Below are 15,737 nucleotides of genomic sequence, written 5' to 3'. Positions count from 1 at the left end.
GGCAGCTGGTGGTTCAACCTCCGCCCATCCAACACGGAGCCTTTCCTGCGCCTGAACGCAGAAGCCAAGGATCGCCCCACGATGGAAAAGATCCGCGATCGCGTCCTGGCGCTGGTCCGGGCCTAGGTGTCGATATGAGCGAAACGCCCACCAACGACGCCTCAGTCGAATCAAGCCAGGACCGGGAACTCCGCGAGACACTGGGCACAGCCCTCGGAACCGCTCAAGAGCATCTCCAGCAGAACGGCGGGTTCCTTCCGTTCGCCGTCACGCTCTCTGACGACGGCGAGCTCCGGATTGTGCTGGTCACTCCAGGGGAACCTGACGAACATGGTGACATCGATGCCGGCGGGATGCTGGCCGACATCCACGAACTACTGCGTCAAGGCCGTGATGATTTCAAGGCTGTGGCCGTTGTGAGTGACGTCAGCCTGCCGGATCATGGATCTGACGGCATCCATGGCGCAGCCGAACACCGGGACGGGGAAGTCCGCGCAGCGATTATTCCCTACACCCCCACCGTGGACGGTTTCGCCTTCAGCGGCATGGAGCCCGATACCCACGAACCATCCATTTGGGTGGACTAGACGCTACCCGTGAGCTGATCCCATGAAAATCAACGCCTTCGCAGATGTCAGCCTCCGCGCCATCATGGTGTTGGCTGCGGCTCCCGAAGGCACGCTGCTGACCACCCAGGCGGTGGCCGATGCTGTGGGAACGCCCTACAACCACGTCAGCAAGGCAATGGTCCGCTTACGCGCGTTGGGCTACATCGATGTTGAACGGGGACGGCTGGGCGGTTCCCGGCTCAATGAGTCCGGGCGCAGGGCAACGGTTGGGGAAGTCCTTCGGCACTTGGACAGCCGCCAGGATCCAGCGGAGTGCCAGTCCCCCACAAAGAACTGCCCGCTCATCAATGAGTGCGGCCTGCGGCATGCGATGAACCGGGCCCGGGAAGCGTTCTACACCGAACTCGACTCCGTGATTATCGCCGCCCTCCCCCATGCACGCCAGATGAACCCGGTGTTCCAGTCCATTGGGCTGCGGCCGGAGTTCAGGGCACCAGCAACACAGTCGTAGGCCCCCTCAAGCAAAAGCAGCAGGCCTCAGCAGCCAACTCCGTTCCGGTTTGCACAACTCTTCTACGCAGTGTAGAACTTGGGATATAAATATACGCATTCCAAATGCCTATATATTCGGTCGGCACCCCGGCCCCGACAACCAGGAGAACCATGCTCTCGGAAAAGTCCCGCCCCATCATCGAAGCCACCTTGCCGTTGGTAGGTTCACGGATCGGCACGATCACCGTCGACTTCTACAACCGGCTTTTCACCGCGCACCCTGAATTGCTCGACGGACTCTTCAGCCGTTCCAACCAGCGCTCCGGAGACCAGCAGCGGGCCCTGGCCGGGAGTATCGCCGCCTTTGCCAGCCACTTGATCGGCAACCCTGGCACCCTCCCGGAAAAAGTACTTTCCCGCATAGCCCACAAACACGCCTCCCTCGGCATCACCGAGGACATGTACGGAGTTGTCTACGAGCACCTCTTCGCAGCCATCGCCGCTGACTTGGCGGAGGTCATCACGCCGGAAATCGCCGAAGCATGGACGGAGGTTTACTGGCTCATGGCCGATGCCCTGATCAAGCTCGAGAAGGACCTCTACGCTTCACAATCGAACGGCAAGATGTGGATGCCATGGCGGGTCACAGCCAAGGATCCGGCGGGCACGGACGCCATGACCTTCACCCTGGAGCCGGCCGACGAAACCCCTGTCACAGCAGCAAAGCCAGGCCAGTATGTCAGCGTCAAGGTCCAACTCCCGGACGGGCTCCGCCAGGTTCGCCAGTATTCGCTGTCTGGTGACACGGGCACCAGCAGGGTCTTCACCACCAAGCTGAACGACGGCGGTGAGGTATCCACCGCCCTCCATGCGGGCGTCGAACCTGGCGACATCCTCGAGATCTCGAATCCTTACGGCGAAATTTCCCTCAGAGAGGGAGATGGCCCGGTCATCCTGGCATCGGCGGGCATCGGCTGCACTCCTGCGGCATCCATCCTGCGGGCGCTCGCGCAGACAGGTACCGGCCGGCAGGTGATGGTGCTTCATGCTGAGAAAACCATGGAGAACTGGGCACTCAGCGGACAGATGACGGCGGACGCCGCGAAAATCGATGCCGAGCTGCAGCTGTGGCTGGAAAGTCCCCAGCAAGGTTCCAAGGAAGGGTTCATGTCGCTGCGCGAGGTGGACCTGCCCGCCGATGCGTCGCTTTATCTTTGCGGCCCGCTCCCCTTCATGAAGAAGATCCGCGACGAAGCCATTGACGCCGGAATTCCGGCCACCCGCATTCATTACGAGGTGTTCGGCCCTGACGTTTGGCTCGCCAACTAAGTCACGCGATCCAGGAGACAGCACGACGGCGGCCCGCCACCTTTCATGCGAAAGGTGACGGGCCGCCGTCGTTCACTTAAGAACGCCGTTGTTCCTAAGAGGTCTAGCCCAGACGGGTCTTGAGACCGTCCAGCTCCGACTGGAGTGCCGCCGGGAGCGATTCGCCGAAGTTGGCGAACCATTCCTCGATGGATGCCAGCTCGGTTGCCCATTCCTCAGGGTCGACGCGAACAGCGGACTCAACCTCGGCTGGAGTCATGTCCAGGCCTTCGAGGTCGATGGATTCACCGGTCGGAACAAAACCGATCGGAGTCTCCACAGCCTCAGCCTTGCCTTCGAGCCGCTCGATGGCCCACTTGAGCACACGGGCGTTGTCCCCGAAGCCAGGCCAGGCGAAGCCGCCTTCAGCCGTGCGACGGAACCAGTTGACCAGGAAGATCTTGGGCAGACGCTCCGGGTTCGCTTTGGCGGACAGGTTCACCCAGTGGTTCAGGTAATCGCCGGCGTCGTAGCCGATGAACGGAAGCATGGCCATGGGATCGCGGCGGACAACGCCAACGGCGCCAGCGGCAGCAGCCGTGGTTTCCGAGGACAGCGTGGAGCCCATGAAGATGCCGTTGGACCAATTGCGCGCCTCGGTGACCAGCGGGATGGTGGTCTTGCGGCGGCCACCGAACAGGATCGCGGACAGTTCCACGCCTTCGGGGCTGAAGTACTCCTCGGCCAGCATGTCGATCTGGTCGATCGGGGTGCAGAAGCGGGAGTTCGGGTGCGCAGCAGGGGCGTCGGAGTCCGGAGTCCAGGACTCACCGCGCCAGTCGGTCAGGTGCGACGGAGTTTCCTCGGTCATACCTTCCCACCAGACGCCACCGTCATCGGTCAATGCGACGTTGGTGAAGATGCTGTTGCCCTTGGCGATGGCACGCATGGCGTTGGGGTTGGTTCCCCAGCCGGTTCCCGGTGCGACGCCGAAGAGGCCCGCCTCGGGGTTGACGGCGCGGAGTTCGCCTTCCTTACCGAAGCGCATCCACGTAATGTCGTCACCCAGGGTCTCAACCTTCCAGCCCTTGATGGTGGGGTCGAGCAACGCGAGGTTGGTCTTACCGCAGGCGGACGGGAAGGCAGCGGAGACGTAGTAGGTCTTCTGCTCGGGGGAGGTCAGCTTGAGAATGAGCATGTGCTCGGCAAGCCAGCCCTCGTCGCGTGCCATCACCGAAGCGATGCGCAGCGCGTAGCACTTCTTTCCCAGAAGTGCGTTTCCGCCGTAGCCGGAGCCGAAGGACCAGATGGAGCGCTCTTCGGGGAAGTGAACAATCCACTTGTCGGTGTTGCACGGCCACGCGACGTCGGCCTGGCCGGCTTCGAGCGGTGCACCCAGCGAGTGCAATGCCGGAACGAAGAAAGCATCGGTCTGGGTGATGCGGTCCAGGACGTCTGTGCCGATGCGGGCCATGATGCGCATGGAGGCAACAACGTAGGCGGAGTCGGTGATCTCGACGCCAAACTTGGGATCTTCAGCATCCAGGTGGCCCATGACGAACGGGATGACGTACATGGTGCGGCCTCGCATGGAGCCGGCGAACAGTCCGCGAAGCTTCTGCTTCATCTCGGCCGGGGCCATCCAGTTGTTGGTGAAGCCTGCGTCGCGCTCGTTCTCGGAGCAGATGAAGGTTTGCTCTTCCACACGGGCAACGTCAGCGGGGTCCGAGAACGCCGCGAAGGAATTCGGGAACGTTTCCGGGTTCAGCCGCTTCAGCGTGCCGGCCCCAACCAGTTCGTCCGTGAGCTTCTTGTTTTCTGCTTCACTGCCATCAACCCAGTGGATGCGGTCCGGCTGAGTCAGCTCGGCAACTTCCTCAACCCAGGCCAGCAGGCGTGCATGCGTAGTAGGTGCCTTCTCAAGCAGCGGCAGTCGCGCCAGATCGCCCATTGCGGTTCCCTTCCTCGGGTTCAGTGGTGTGTCCTAAACGATAGGGGCCGCGGACCAGACCAATCCGCTGTCAGACATCGGACATCTTTGGGGGCGAGAGAGGAAAACCGCTAGAAATAAGGGTTTGCTGATCACAGAAGCGGATTTTAAGTGACGAAGGTCACGTAGACCGGTCTAGTTGCCTAGATTACAGCTTTTCGATTTGGAACTTCACATGAACTTCTGTAAAGTTTATTGAGGTTCGAGGGGGTCAGAGAAACAGACCGCCGAGAATCACGCGAAATGCGCCCATAGCTCAGCTGGATAGAGCGTCTGTCTACGGAACAGAAGGTCAGGGGTTCGAATCCCTTTGGGCGCACAGATGAAGACCCGCACCGGTTCGCCGGTGCGGGTCTTTTTTATGCTCAGCTGCAGGTGACCCGCACGCAGAACTGAAAGGGCCGCCGTCGTACTTTCGGAAAGTACGACGGCGGCCCTTGTGTTAGGCGCGGAGGCTCAGTCCTCCACGGCCTCAGTGATGCGTCGACGAATACCGTCGAAGTGGCGGTTCAGCAATTCGGACGCTGAAACTTTATCCCCGGCCGCAACCGCAGCGTAGATGCTGCGGTGCATGGCTGCCGTCTTGACCAGATCCTCGTTGCCGGGACCGATCTCCACATGGATTTTCCGGTAGACCTTCCAGAAGACGCCCATGAGATTGATCAAGAGCTCGTTATTAAGGGGCTCGAAAAGACGGCGGTGGAACTCGGCGTCCGCGGCAACGAAGTTCTCCCCCGCTGAGGCCAAGTCCTCCATCTGCTTCACGGCCTCTTCAATCGAAGCCAACTGCTCTTTGGACATGACGTCCATGGAGGAACCGATCAGGCCCGACTCCAATGCCTGGCGGACATCAACCAACTGCAGGGCCTCCAACCCCTGATGGCGCAGGGACAGCCGGCCCCGGAAAGTCAGGCCGTCCGCAAGGGCATCAAAGTTGCTCGGCGCCACGAACATGCCGAAGCCGTGCCGGATCTCAATCACGCCCAGGGCCTGGAGAACTTTGAGGGATTCGCGGAGCGTATTGCGCCCCACTCCGAGTGCGCCGGAAAGCTCGCTCTCCGTGGGCAATGGATCGCCGGCCTCGAGTTCGCGTTCGAGGATCAATTCCATAATGTCCGACTGCAAAGCACGCAGCCGGGCCTGTGCACTGAACCGCGCCTGCGGAACCACACCGGAAGTTGTCATGGCGCTCTCCTAGCCAATGCGCCACCCTGCAAGAAGGCGGTGCGGTGTTAATATTGAGGCGAGCTTAGTGCCCACCGCAGAATGAGTTACTCGCAGCATACAATATCGGATGTCCCACCTCCCTGATAGCTGTGCCGCCGAATTCCTTTGAGAATTCCCTTCCGCACCGGCCGCAGCCGGCAATCACTCACTTGACGTTCTCTTGTGACCGCCCTTACAGTTTCCATACGAGCATCGGACGTCCTACATCCGATAACCCACGAAACGCGAATGGTGAGGCACCCTATGAGCAAGACGATCCACAGCCTGCCGCTGGTCAACGACGCCAGCCGCCGGAACTTCCTGAAGCTAAGCGGCGCAGTTGGTGCAGCAGCCGCCTTCACGGCAACCCTTTCTGCGTGCGGCGGCGCTGCCAGCACCACCACGGGCACCACCACCAACACGGCTGCGGTCAACAAGGACCTCATCATTGAGGCCGGCATCTCCTATGCGCTGTCCACCGGTTTTGACCCGCTGAGCTCTTCCGGCGCTACCCCGATGGCAGCCAACCTGCACATCTTCGAAGGCCTCATCGAACTGCACCCCGCCACGCGTCAGCCGTACAACGCCTTGGCAGCCACGGACCCCAAGAAGGTCAACGACACCACCTACCAGGTGACCATCCGCGAAGGCGCCAAGTTCCACGACGGTTCCCCCGTCACCACCGAAGACGTCGCCTTCTCCTTCACCCGTGTGATGGACCCGGCCAACAAGTCCCTGTTCTCCCAGTTCATCCCCTTCATCCAGGACGTCAAGCCGCTGGATGCGAAGACGGTGGAGTTCACCCTGAAGTACGCCTTCCCCGGCTTCGGTCCACGCATCTCGGTGGTCAAGATCGTCCCCAAGGCACTCGCCACGGACCTGAAGGCCTTCGACGCGAAGCCCGTGGGCTCCGGTCCGTACAAGCTCATCTCGGCAGTCAAGGACGACAAGATCGTCTTCGAAGCTTTCGCCGATTACAACGGCCCCAAGCCGGCACTGGCCAAGGGCATGACCTGGCTGCTGCTTTCCGACGCCGCTGCCCGCGTCACCGCGGTCCAGTCCGGCCGCGTTCAGGCGATCGAAGACGTTCCTTACCTGGACGTCGACGGCCTGAAGTCCAAGGTCAAGGTTGAATCCGTCCAGTCCTTCGGCCTGTTGTTCCTTATGTTCAACTGCGCCAAGGCACCGTTCGACAACAAACTGGTCCGTCAGGCCCTGCACTACGGCATGGACAAAGAATCCATCATCAAGAAGGCCCTGTTCGGCAACGCCAAGGCCGCCACGTCCTACTTCCAGGAAGGCCACCCGGACTACGTCAAGGCCAAGAACGTCTATGGCTTTGACACCTCCAAGGCCGAGGAGCTCCTGAAGCAGGCTGGCGTGACCAACCTCGAGTTCGAACTCCTCACCACGGACACCGCCTGGGTCAAGGACGTTGCTCCACTGATCCTCGAATCCTGGAACAAGATCCCCGGCGTCAAGGTCACTGTGAAGAGCCTGCAGTCCGGCGCCCTGTACAGCGACCGCGTGGGCAAGGGCGACTTCTCCGTAGTTGCAGCCCCGGGCGATCCGTCCGTCTTCGGCAACGATGCAGACCTGCTGCTGAGCTGGTTCTACTCGGGCGCAACGTGGATGGACAAGCGTGCCTTCTGGACCACCCCGGAACGTACCAAACTGCAGGAACTCATGAACAAGGGCTCCCAGGCATCCGGTGACGACGCCAAGAAGATCGTGGGCGAAATCGTGGACATGGTTTCGGACGAAGTTCCCTTGTACCCGGTCTTCCACCGCCAACTGCCCAGCGCATGGGATGAGAAGAAGCTCAACGGCTTCCAGCCCCTGCCCACCACCGGCTTGTCCTTCATCGACGTCGGACGAACCGCCTAAAGCACCCCTCGAGTTGTGGGGCCCGCTCTGCGGCCTTAACCCCCCAAATAACCCGCAGAGCGGGCCCGCAACCAGCAGCATCCAACCAACCGGAGAACACATTGGTCACCATATTGCGTTTGCTAGGCCGCAGACTTGCAGCATTGCCATTGATGATCCTGGGCATTACGTTGCTCGTCTTCCTCGTCCTGCAGGCCGCTCCCGGCGATCAGGCAAGCTCCGCCCTCGGCGATGGCGCCAGTGAAGAAGCCAAGCAGCAGTACCGCCAGGACAATGGCCTGAATGACCCCCTGGTCCTGCAGTACTTCCGATTCCTCGGCAAGCTCCTGCAATTCGACCTCGGCACCACCACACCACCGGCCAAGTCGGTGGCATCCATGATCGGCTCGGCGTTCCCCCTGACGCTCCAGCTCACCTTCCTTGGCGTCCTCATCGCGATCGTCCTCTCCCTGGCGTTCGGCATCATGGGCGCCCTGTACCGCGACAAATGGCAGGACCAGCTGGTCCGCGTCTTCTCCATCGCCGCGATCGCCACGCCGTCGTTCTGGCTCGGCATCCTGCTCATCCAGTGGTTCGCCCTCGGTGAGAACCCGATGTTCCCCTCGGGCGGAATTGCGACGCCGGAATCCGGCTTTGGCGGTTGGCTCAACTCGATGGCCCTCCCGGCACTCGCCCTCGGCATCCCCGTGTCAGCGTCGCTGATCCGCGTGGTCCGCACCTCGATGGTGGAGGAACTGGACCGCGACTACGTCCGCACCGCCATCGGCAACGGTGTCCCCTACCGCGAGGTGGTCTCCAAGAACGTCCTCCGCAACGCGCTCGTCACCCCGGTGACCGTGCTGGGACTTCGCGTCGGCTACCTGCTGGGCGGCGCCGTCGTGATTGAAATGATTTTTGCCCTGCCCGGCATGGGCCAACTGATCCTCAACGGCATCACCAACCTGGACGTCAACCTGGTCCAGGGCGTGGTGCTCACCATCTCGGTCACCTTTGTTCTGGTGAACATCGTGGTGGACCTCCTCTACCTGCTCATCAACCCCCGAATCAGGACGGTATAGCTCATGCGCAGCAAGCTCGCAGAACGGCTAAGTGCCCCGGGCATTCGTTTCAAGGCCCTGCCCTGGGGCTCCCGTATCGCCCTGCTCTTCCTCATCGTGATTGTGCTGGCAGCGATCTCCGCGCCGGTCATCGCTCCACACGATCCCCTGGAGACGTTCATTCCCGCCACGCCGCCCGGCGCCGAGCACTTCTTCGGCACCGACCGCCTGGGCCGCGACATTTTCTCCCGGCTCCTGTTTGGTGCACAGTCCTCGCTGATGATCGGCCTCGGCGCGGTTGCCCTGGCCATTCTTGCCGGCGCGCTTCTCGGTTCCTTCGCGGCCACCTCCAGCAAGTCCGTGAACGAGATCATCATGCGGCTCATGGACATCCTCATGGCATTCCCCGGCATCGCCCTGGCCGCCGTGCTGTTGGCGGCATTCGGCAACTCGGTGCCCACCATCATCATCGCGATCGCCATTATTTACACCCCGCAGCTGGCCCGTGTGGTCCGCGCCAACGTGCTGGCCCAGTACGGCGAAGACTACGTCCGTGCCGAGCGTGTGATCGGTGCAGGCCGTTTCTACATCCTGGTCAAGCACATCGTCCGGAACACCGCCGCTCCCGTGCTGGTGTTCGCCACGGTCATGGTGGCCGACGCCATCATCCTCGAAGCCTCGCTGTCCTTCCTGGGCGCCGGCGTACAGGACCCCGCTCCTTCCTGGGGCAACGTGATCTCCTACGGCCGCAACCTGGTCCTGTCCGGCGGCTGGTGGGCCACTACCTTCGCCGGCCTCACCATCCTGCTGACCGTGCTGTCACTGAACATCCTGGCCGAGGGCCTCACAGACGCCATGGTGAACCCGAAGCTGCGCCGCGCACCTGTAGTAAAGGACGACGACGGATCCTCCGCAGCCGTTGCTGTCGATGCCGAGGTTGCCACCTCCGTTGCCCAGCCTTCCGTGGTTGAGGCACACGAGCTCGACGGCGTCATCCCGGCTTCCGCTGACGGCGTCGCTTCAGAGGCGGGAACCTCAGCCGTGCTCACCGACGTGAAGCTCGCCGCAGCCAACCCGCACCTCCTGCTGGATCGCGAACTGGAACTCTTGGCAGCCATCGAAGCGAAGCGCACCGACCGCCTCCCGCAGGTTTCTCCCGAGGCCCGCAACGTGCTGGAAGTGAAGAACCTGTCCATCCGCTTCCCGGGCCGCTTTGGCGACATCGCGATCGTGGATAACGTCTCCTTCACCGTCCGCGAAGGCGAAACCATGGGCCTGGTGGGCGAATCCGGTTGTGGCAAGTCCATCACTTCCCTGGCCGTGATGGGGCTGCTGCCCAAGACTGCCCAGGTCACCGGCTCCATCACGTTCGACGGCAAGGAACTCCTGGACGCCGCCACCAAGCACAGCAACGTCAAGGCCTATGAGGGCCTCCGCGGCGAGCAGATCGCCATGGTGTACCAGGATGCGTTGAGCTCCCTGAATCCGTCCATGAAGATCAAGGACCAGCTGGAACAACTCACCAAACGCGGTGGGCGCAAAACTCCTGCCGAGCTCCTGGAAATGGTGAAACTGGATCCCGTCCGGACCCTCGCCAGCTACCCGCATGAGCTCTCCGGCGGCCAGCGCCAACGCGTGCTGATCGCCATGGCCCTCTCCCGTTCACCGAAGATCGTTGTTGCCGACGAGCCCACCACCGCCCTGGACGTCACGGTCCAGAAGCAGGTTGTTGACCTGCTCAACGAACTGCGTGAACAACTCGGCTTCGCCATGGTGTTCGTCAGCCACGACCTCGCGTTGGTCGCCTCGCTGGCCCACCGCATCACGGTGATGTACGCCGGCCAAGTGGTGGAATCCGCACAGGCTTCCGAGCTTCTGCAGAATCCCAAGCACGAGTACACCCGTGGACTCCTCGGCGCGGTGCTGTCCATCGAAGCCGACGCTGTCCGCCTCCACCAGATCCCCGGCACGGTTCCGTCCCCGCGGGACTTCGCCACGGGCGACCGCTTCGCGGCCCGCTCACTGCGACCCGACGCCGATCCCCACCAGAAACTGGTCCTCACCGCTGTTTCTTCCGTTGGCTCCGTCAACGGCGGCGATGCCGACCACTACTGGGCGAGCCACCTGAAGGAGGATGCGAAATGAGTGAATCCACCGGGAAGCCGGTCATCGAGCTCAAGGACGTCAAGGTCTACCACCACGCACGGACCGGCGGCCTGTTCCGTCCAAATATCGTCAAAGCTGTTGACGGCGTGGACTTCACCATCAGCCGCGGCGAAACCGTCGGCATCGTGGGCGAGTCCGGCTGCGGCAAGTCCACCCTCGCTTCGGTGCTCGTGGGACTTCAGCCGCCGACGTCGGGCAAGGTTTTGTTCCACGGAAAGCCGGCCATCAAGCGGAACGCGGCCATGCGCAAACAGTTTGGGCGCTCCGTCTCCGTGGTCTTCCAGGACCCGGCGACCGCCTTGAACCCGCGCATGACCATCCAGGACATCCTCACTGATCCCCTTCAGATCCATGGGATCGGCAACGCTGCTTCCCGTGCCGCCAAGGTCAAGGAACTCTTGGCGCTGGTGGGCTTGCCACACTCGGCAGCCGAAGTGACGCCGTCGCAGGTTTCCGGCGGCCAGCGCCAGCGCGTGGCGATCGCCCGCGCGTTGGCTTTGGACCCGGACATCATCGTGGCGGACGAGCCGACGTCGGCGCTGGACGTTTCCGTCCGTGCGCAGGTCCTGAACCTGCTCTCCGACCTGAAAACGCAGCTGAACCTCGGCATGGTGTTCATCTCGCACGATATCCAGACCGTCCGCTACGTCTCGGACCGTATCTGCGTCATGTACTTCGGCAAGATCGTCGAACAAGGCTCAGCCGCGCAGGTCTTCGACAACCCGAGCAACGACTACACCAAGAAGCTGCTGGGCGCCGCGCCCAGCCTGCTCCACATCTAGTTTCCCCTTCACAAGCTACAAACAACGGAGAATTCTGTGTCCACTCAGTTCCAGGGCGTCATCCCCCCGGTCATCACCCCCCGCCACGCAGACGGCAGCATCGACACCGCGTCGCTGAAAAACGTCACCAAGCACCTGATCGACGGCGGTGTGTCCGGCCTGTTCGTCCTGGGCTCCTCCGGCGAAGTCCCCTACCTGACCAACGATGAGCGTGAGTTGGTGGTCTCCACCATCGCCGACGCCAACGCTGGAGCAGTTCCGCTGATCGTGGGCGCCAACGAGCAGACCACCACCCGCGTCATCGAAGAAGCGCGCAAGGTGGTAGACCTCGGCGCCGACGCGATCGTGGTTACCTCCATGTACTACGCCATTGGCAACGCCGCGGAGACCGAAACCCACTTCCGCAGCATCCACGCCGCCATCGAGAAGCCGATCTTCGCCTACGACGTCCCGGTCCGCACACACTTCAAGCTGCCCACGGACCTCTTGGTCCGCCTCGGCCGCGACGGCGTCATTGCCGGCGTCAAGGACTCCTCCGGCGACGACGTCTCCTTCCGCCAACTGCTCCTCGCGGCCAAGGACATCCCCAACTTCGACATCTTCACCGGTCACGAAGTTGTGGTGGACGGCGCCCTCCTGGGCGGCGCGCAGGGCGTTGTTCCAGGCCTCGGCAACGTCGACCCGGCCGGCTACCGCCGCCTGTTCGACGCCGCGCAGGCCGGCGACTGGGCTCTCGCGGCCCGCGAGCAGGATCGCCTGGCCGACGTCTTCGAGATCGTCTACACCCCCAACGGCCGCGTCTCCGGAGGCGCTGCTGGCCTGGGTGCGTTCAAGACCGCGCTGCAGGTGATGGGCGTGATCGAGTCCAACACCATGAGCTCGCCGATGCTGTCCTTGAACGACTCCGAGACTGCCGCGATCCGCGAAATTCTGGAGCGGAACGGGCTGGTCTAGGTTTTTATGACTTCCATGACCCACGTGATCGGCGTTGACCTCGGCGGCACCAAAACCGCCGCCGGGGTTGTTGCCCGCTCTGGTGAAGTGCTCATGTCGGAGACCATTCCGACGTTGAACCGGGCCGGTGGCGAAGCGATCCTCGACGCCACCGCTGCGCTGATCACGGGCTTGGTGGAGCGCGCTGCCGACGCCGGAATGTCAGTTTCCGGCGTCGGCATCGGCTCCGCCGGGGTCATTGATGCTGTTGCCGGGACCGTCGTCTCTGCGACCGACGCGATCCGTGGCTGGGCCGGGACTTCGCTTGTTGCTGGGCTGTCTGCCCGACTTTCACTCGCTGCCCCGTCCGTACAGACCGTGCGCGCCGTCAATGATGTCCACGCCCATGCCCTCGGCGAGGCCTGGCTGGGTGCGGCCGCTGGATCCTCAAGTTCGCTCATGGTGGCGTTCGGAACCGGCGTGGGCGGGAGCTTCGTGCTGGACGGATCGCCTGTACTGGGGCACCGCTTCGTGGGCGGGCACGTTGGGCACTTCGCATCGCCATTGGCGGTTTCCGACGGTGTTCCGCTGCCGTGTGTGTGCGGTTCGGTCGGGCACGTCGAGGCGATCGCTTCCGGGCCGGCCCTCTACGAGGCGTTCCTGCGGTTCGGCGGTTCTGCCTTGGAGGCTTCGGACACGCGTGGCGTGTTTGCGCTGGCCTCTGCTGCTGAAACGCCCGACGGCGGTGCTGCCGCAGGATCGGCGGACGGCCGCGCCGCTGCTTTGTGTGCCATAGACGTCGGCGCAGCCGCCGCCGGGCAAGCCGTAGGCGGACTCATCAACATTCTTGACCCCGAAACCGTGGTGATTTCCGGTGGTTTGGCCGACGCCGGCGAGCTCTGGTGGAAGCCCATGGAGTTCGCCTTGCGTCAGGAACTGCTGGCTCCCTTGGCCTCCGTGCCCGTTGTGAGGGCACGCCTCGGCAACACCGCTGCCATTGTTGGCGCGGCAAAACTCGCTCTTAAGTAGTCCGTAAGTAAGGGAGACATCATGATCCTCACCCCCACAGGCCTCGAGGCCCTCCGTTCCCAACTGATCGTCTCCTGTCAGGCATACCCCGGAGAGCCCATGCGCGATCCCCGGACCACGGGGCAAGTGGCGGCATCGGCGGTCATCGGGGGCGCCGCGGCGATCCGTGTCCAAGGGTTGGCCGACGTGCAGTTCACGCGCACCGCCGTCGAGGTTCCTGTCATTGGCCTCTGGAAGGACGGGCACCACGGCGTCTTCATTACACCCACACTCCGGCACGCCCTGGCCGTGGCGAATGCGGGCGCGCATGTTGTGGCGATTGATGGAACGCGCCGTTCACGGCCCGATGGGCTTTGCCTTGCTGACACTGTTGCCGGTATCCACTCGGAGTCCCATGCACTGGTCATGGCAGATTGCGGCTCGTTTGAGGATGCCGTTGCTGCTGTGGAAGCGGGGGCAGACCTGATCGGCACCACGTTGTCCGGTTACACTGGCGAGCGCCCTAAGACCGACGGTCCGGACCTGGAGCTGTTGGAGCAGATCGCCTCCGCTGACCTGGGCAAACCACTCATCGCAGAGGGCCGCATCCACACCCCCGCCCACGCCCGTCAGGCCCTGGACGCCGGCGCCTTTGCCGTGGTTGTTGGCACCGCGATCACCCATCCGGCGTCGATTACGGGCTGGTTCAAGGGCGCGATGCACGCGTAGGCCCTGCGTTGCGGGGCCCGCTCTGCGCCCCAAAACCCCCATGAACCCCGCAGAGCAGGCCTCACAAGACACCACTCTCGCGTTGCGGGGCCCACTCTGCGCCCCAAAACCCCCACGAACCCCGAAGAGTGGGCCTCACAACGCGGGGGCAGCGGTTGTAGGCTTTCCCCATGACTGCCGAGAGCTCCCGTGAATTTGACGTCATTGTGATCGGCGCAGGTGCCGTAGGTGAAAACGTGGCGGACCGGGTGGTTCGCGGCGGCCTGACGGCGGTGATTATCGAGAGCGAATTGGTGGGCGGCGAGTGCTCGTACTGGGCCTGCATTCCTTCCAAAGCACTCCTCCGTCCGGGGAGCGCGCTCCACGCCGCCCAAGTGGTGCCGGGAGCCATGGAAGCGATCACGGGAACCATAGACGCCGAGGCTGCGCTAAAACACCGGGACTGGTTCACCAATAATTGGCAGGACGGCAGCCAGGTTGAATGGCTGGACAGTGCCGGCATTGAGTTGATCCGTGGCCGGGGTCGCATCACCGGACCCCGGGAAGTCCACGTGGACGGGGTCGATGGCAACAGTTACGCGCTCAAAGCCCACCATGCCGTGGTGGTTGCGACAGGCTCCACTCCCACCATTCCGGACATTGACGGCCTCAGCGACGTCCCTTTCTGGACAACCCGCGGCGCCACGGCCGCCAAGGAAATCCCGAAGCGTTTTGTGGTGCTCGGCGGTGGCGTAGCCGGTGTGGAAATGGCGCAGGCTTTCGCCCGCCTCGGCTCGGATGTCACGCTCATTGCCCGCGGCCGTTTGCTGAGCAGCTACCCGGAGGAAGCCGCCAACCTGGTGCTGGCCGGGCTTCGCGCCGATGGCGTTGCCGTCCACCTCCACACTGATGTCCAGAGGGTGGGGAAGAACGACGACGGTTCGGTCACGGTGATGCTCGACGGCACCACACTGGATGCCGACCAGCTCTTGGTGAGCTCCGGAAGGCACCCCGCTTTGGCCAATCTAGGCCTGGAAAATGTGGGCGTGGAAGCGCAGGAGGGCAAACCCCTGCGACTCACTACCGAAGCCAGCGGCCTGGTGGAAGGCCCCGCTAGTGATGGCACCAGCGGATTCTGGCTTTACGCCGCCGGGGATGCGGCCGGCAAGGTACTCCTGACCCATCAGGGTAAATACGAGGCCCGGGCTACCGGCGACGCCATTGTGGCAAGGGCCAACGGCAAGCTCAGTGGCCCCCCGCAACCGTGGAGCCCTTATGCCCACACGGCCAATGATCACGCCGTCCCCAGCGTGGTATTCACGGATCCGGAGGTGGCCTCGGTTGGCCCAAGCCTGGAGCAGGCACTGCTGCAGGGCAAGAACGTCACCGGCGTGGAACTCCCCATCAACGTCTCCGGCTCCCAACTGCACTCCCCTGATTACAAGGGCTGGGCGCAGATGGTGGTTGATGAGGATCGGAAAGTCATTCTGGGCGCCACGTTCGTGGGCCCTGGAGTGGCAGAACTCCTCCATTCCGCAACGATCGCGATAGTGGGCGAGGTGCCCCTGGACCGCCTTTGGCATGCGGTTCCGTCGTACCCCACCATCAGCGAAGTGTGGCTGCGGCTTCTAGAAAAGTACGGACTCTAAAC

At 63.0% G+C, this 15,737-nt stretch carries 14 protein-coding genes and 1 tRNA gene; 13 read left to right on the top strand and 2 right to left on the bottom strand.

Annotated features, from left to right (window positions below; translation table 11 throughout):
• From AR689_RS23655 to AR689_RS11770, 4 genes are all read left to right on the top strand, one after another.
• The coding region (locus AR689_RS23655) for a hypothetical protein (RefSeq protein WP_156424675.1) at positions 1–126 on the top strand (126 nt) is incomplete at its 5' end.
• An 8-nt stretch (positions 127–134) separates the two neighbouring features.
• On the top strand, positions 135–587 hold the full coding sequence (locus tag AR689_RS11780; RefSeq protein ID WP_062070364.1) for a hypothetical protein: 453 nt from the start codon (positions 135–137) through the stop codon (positions 585–587).
• Between the two features lie 22 nt (positions 588–609).
• Positions 610–1,080, top strand: a complete 471-nt coding sequence (locus AR689_RS11775) for an RrF2 family transcriptional regulator (protein ID WP_062070362.1) — start codon at positions 610–612, stop codon at positions 1,078–1,080.
• Positions 1,081–1,232: 152 nt separating this feature from the next.
• A complete protein-coding gene (locus AR689_RS11770; RefSeq protein WP_062070360.1) occupies positions 1,233–2,390 on the top strand; it encodes a globin domain-containing protein in 1,158 nt (385 codons plus the stop codon).
• A gap of 103 nt (positions 2,391–2,493) precedes the next feature.
• Here AR689_RS11770 and AR689_RS11765 read toward each other — a convergent pair whose 3' ends face one another.
• Entirely contained in the window at positions 2,494–4,320 is a 1,827-nt protein-coding gene (locus AR689_RS11765; RefSeq protein ID WP_062070358.1) for a phosphoenolpyruvate carboxykinase (GTP), read from the bottom strand.
• A 284-nt stretch (positions 4,321–4,604) separates the two neighbouring features.
• Between AR689_RS11765 and AR689_RS11760 the strand changes: the two genes are divergently transcribed.
• Positions 4,605–4,678, top strand: a tRNA-Arg gene (locus AR689_RS11760).
• A 137-nt stretch (positions 4,679–4,815) separates the two neighbouring features.
• Here AR689_RS11760 and AR689_RS11755 read toward each other — a convergent pair.
• On the bottom strand, positions 4,816–5,544 hold the full coding sequence (locus AR689_RS11755; protein WP_062070356.1) for a FadR/GntR family transcriptional regulator: 729 nt from the start codon (positions 5,542–5,544) through the stop codon (positions 4,816–4,818).
• A gap of 270 nt (positions 5,545–5,814) precedes the next feature.
• Between AR689_RS11755 and AR689_RS11750 the strand changes: the two genes are divergently transcribed.
• The 8 genes from AR689_RS11750 (at position 5,815) to AR689_RS11715 (ending at position 15,735) form a co-directional block, all read left to right on the top strand.
• Positions 5,815–7,452: an ABC transporter substrate-binding protein gene (locus tag AR689_RS11750; RefSeq protein ID WP_062070354.1), complete on the top strand. Its 1,638-nt coding sequence runs from the start codon at positions 5,815–5,817 to the stop codon at positions 7,450–7,452.
• 101 nt (positions 7,453–7,553) lie between these two features.
• Positions 7,554–8,510 carry an ABC transporter permease gene (locus AR689_RS11745; RefSeq protein ID WP_286158880.1) on the top strand — a complete coding sequence of 319 codons (957 nt, stop codon included), beginning with the start codon at positions 7,554–7,556 and terminating at the stop codon, positions 8,508–8,510.
• 3 nt (positions 8,511–8,513) lie between these two features.
• Positions 8,514–10,634, top strand: coding sequence for a dipeptide/oligopeptide/nickel ABC transporter permease/ATP-binding protein (locus tag AR689_RS11740; protein ID WP_062070351.1), 2,121 nt, complete (start codon positions 8,514–8,516; stop codon positions 10,632–10,634).
• Positions 10,631–11,437, top strand: a complete 807-nt coding sequence (locus AR689_RS11735; protein WP_062070349.1) for an ABC transporter ATP-binding protein — start codon at positions 10,631–10,633, stop codon at positions 11,435–11,437. The genes AR689_RS11740 and AR689_RS11735 overlap by 4 nt, the downstream gene beginning before the upstream one ends.
• A 36-nt stretch (positions 11,438–11,473) precedes the next feature.
• On the top strand, positions 11,474–12,391 hold the full coding sequence (locus AR689_RS11730) for a dihydrodipicolinate synthase family protein (RefSeq protein WP_062070347.1): 918 nt from the start codon (positions 11,474–11,476) through the stop codon (positions 12,389–12,391).
• A gap of 15 nt (positions 12,392–12,406) precedes the next feature.
• Positions 12,407–13,399 (top strand): ROK family protein, encoded by a 993-nt coding sequence (locus AR689_RS11725; RefSeq protein ID WP_062073759.1) that lies wholly within the window; start codon positions 12,407–12,409, stop codon positions 13,397–13,399.
• 21 nt (positions 13,400–13,420) lie between these two features.
• Positions 13,421–14,107, top strand: a complete 687-nt coding sequence (locus tag AR689_RS11720) for an N-acetylmannosamine-6-phosphate 2-epimerase (RefSeq protein ID WP_062070345.1) — start codon at positions 13,421–13,423, stop codon at positions 14,105–14,107.
• A 170-nt stretch (positions 14,108–14,277) separates the two neighbouring features.
• Entirely contained in the window at positions 14,278–15,735 is a 1,458-nt protein-coding gene (locus AR689_RS11715; protein WP_062070343.1) for a dihydrolipoyl dehydrogenase family protein, read from the top strand.
• The last annotated feature ends 2 nt before the right edge of the window (positions 15,736–15,737 follow it).

Source organism: Arthrobacter sp. EpRS71 (assembly GCF_001512285.1).
Taxonomy (GTDB): domain Bacteria; phylum Actinomycetota; class Actinomycetes; order Actinomycetales; family Micrococcaceae; genus Arthrobacter.
Note: the sequence above shows the minus strand (reverse complement) of the source record. Positions and strands in the feature narration are given on the sequence as shown.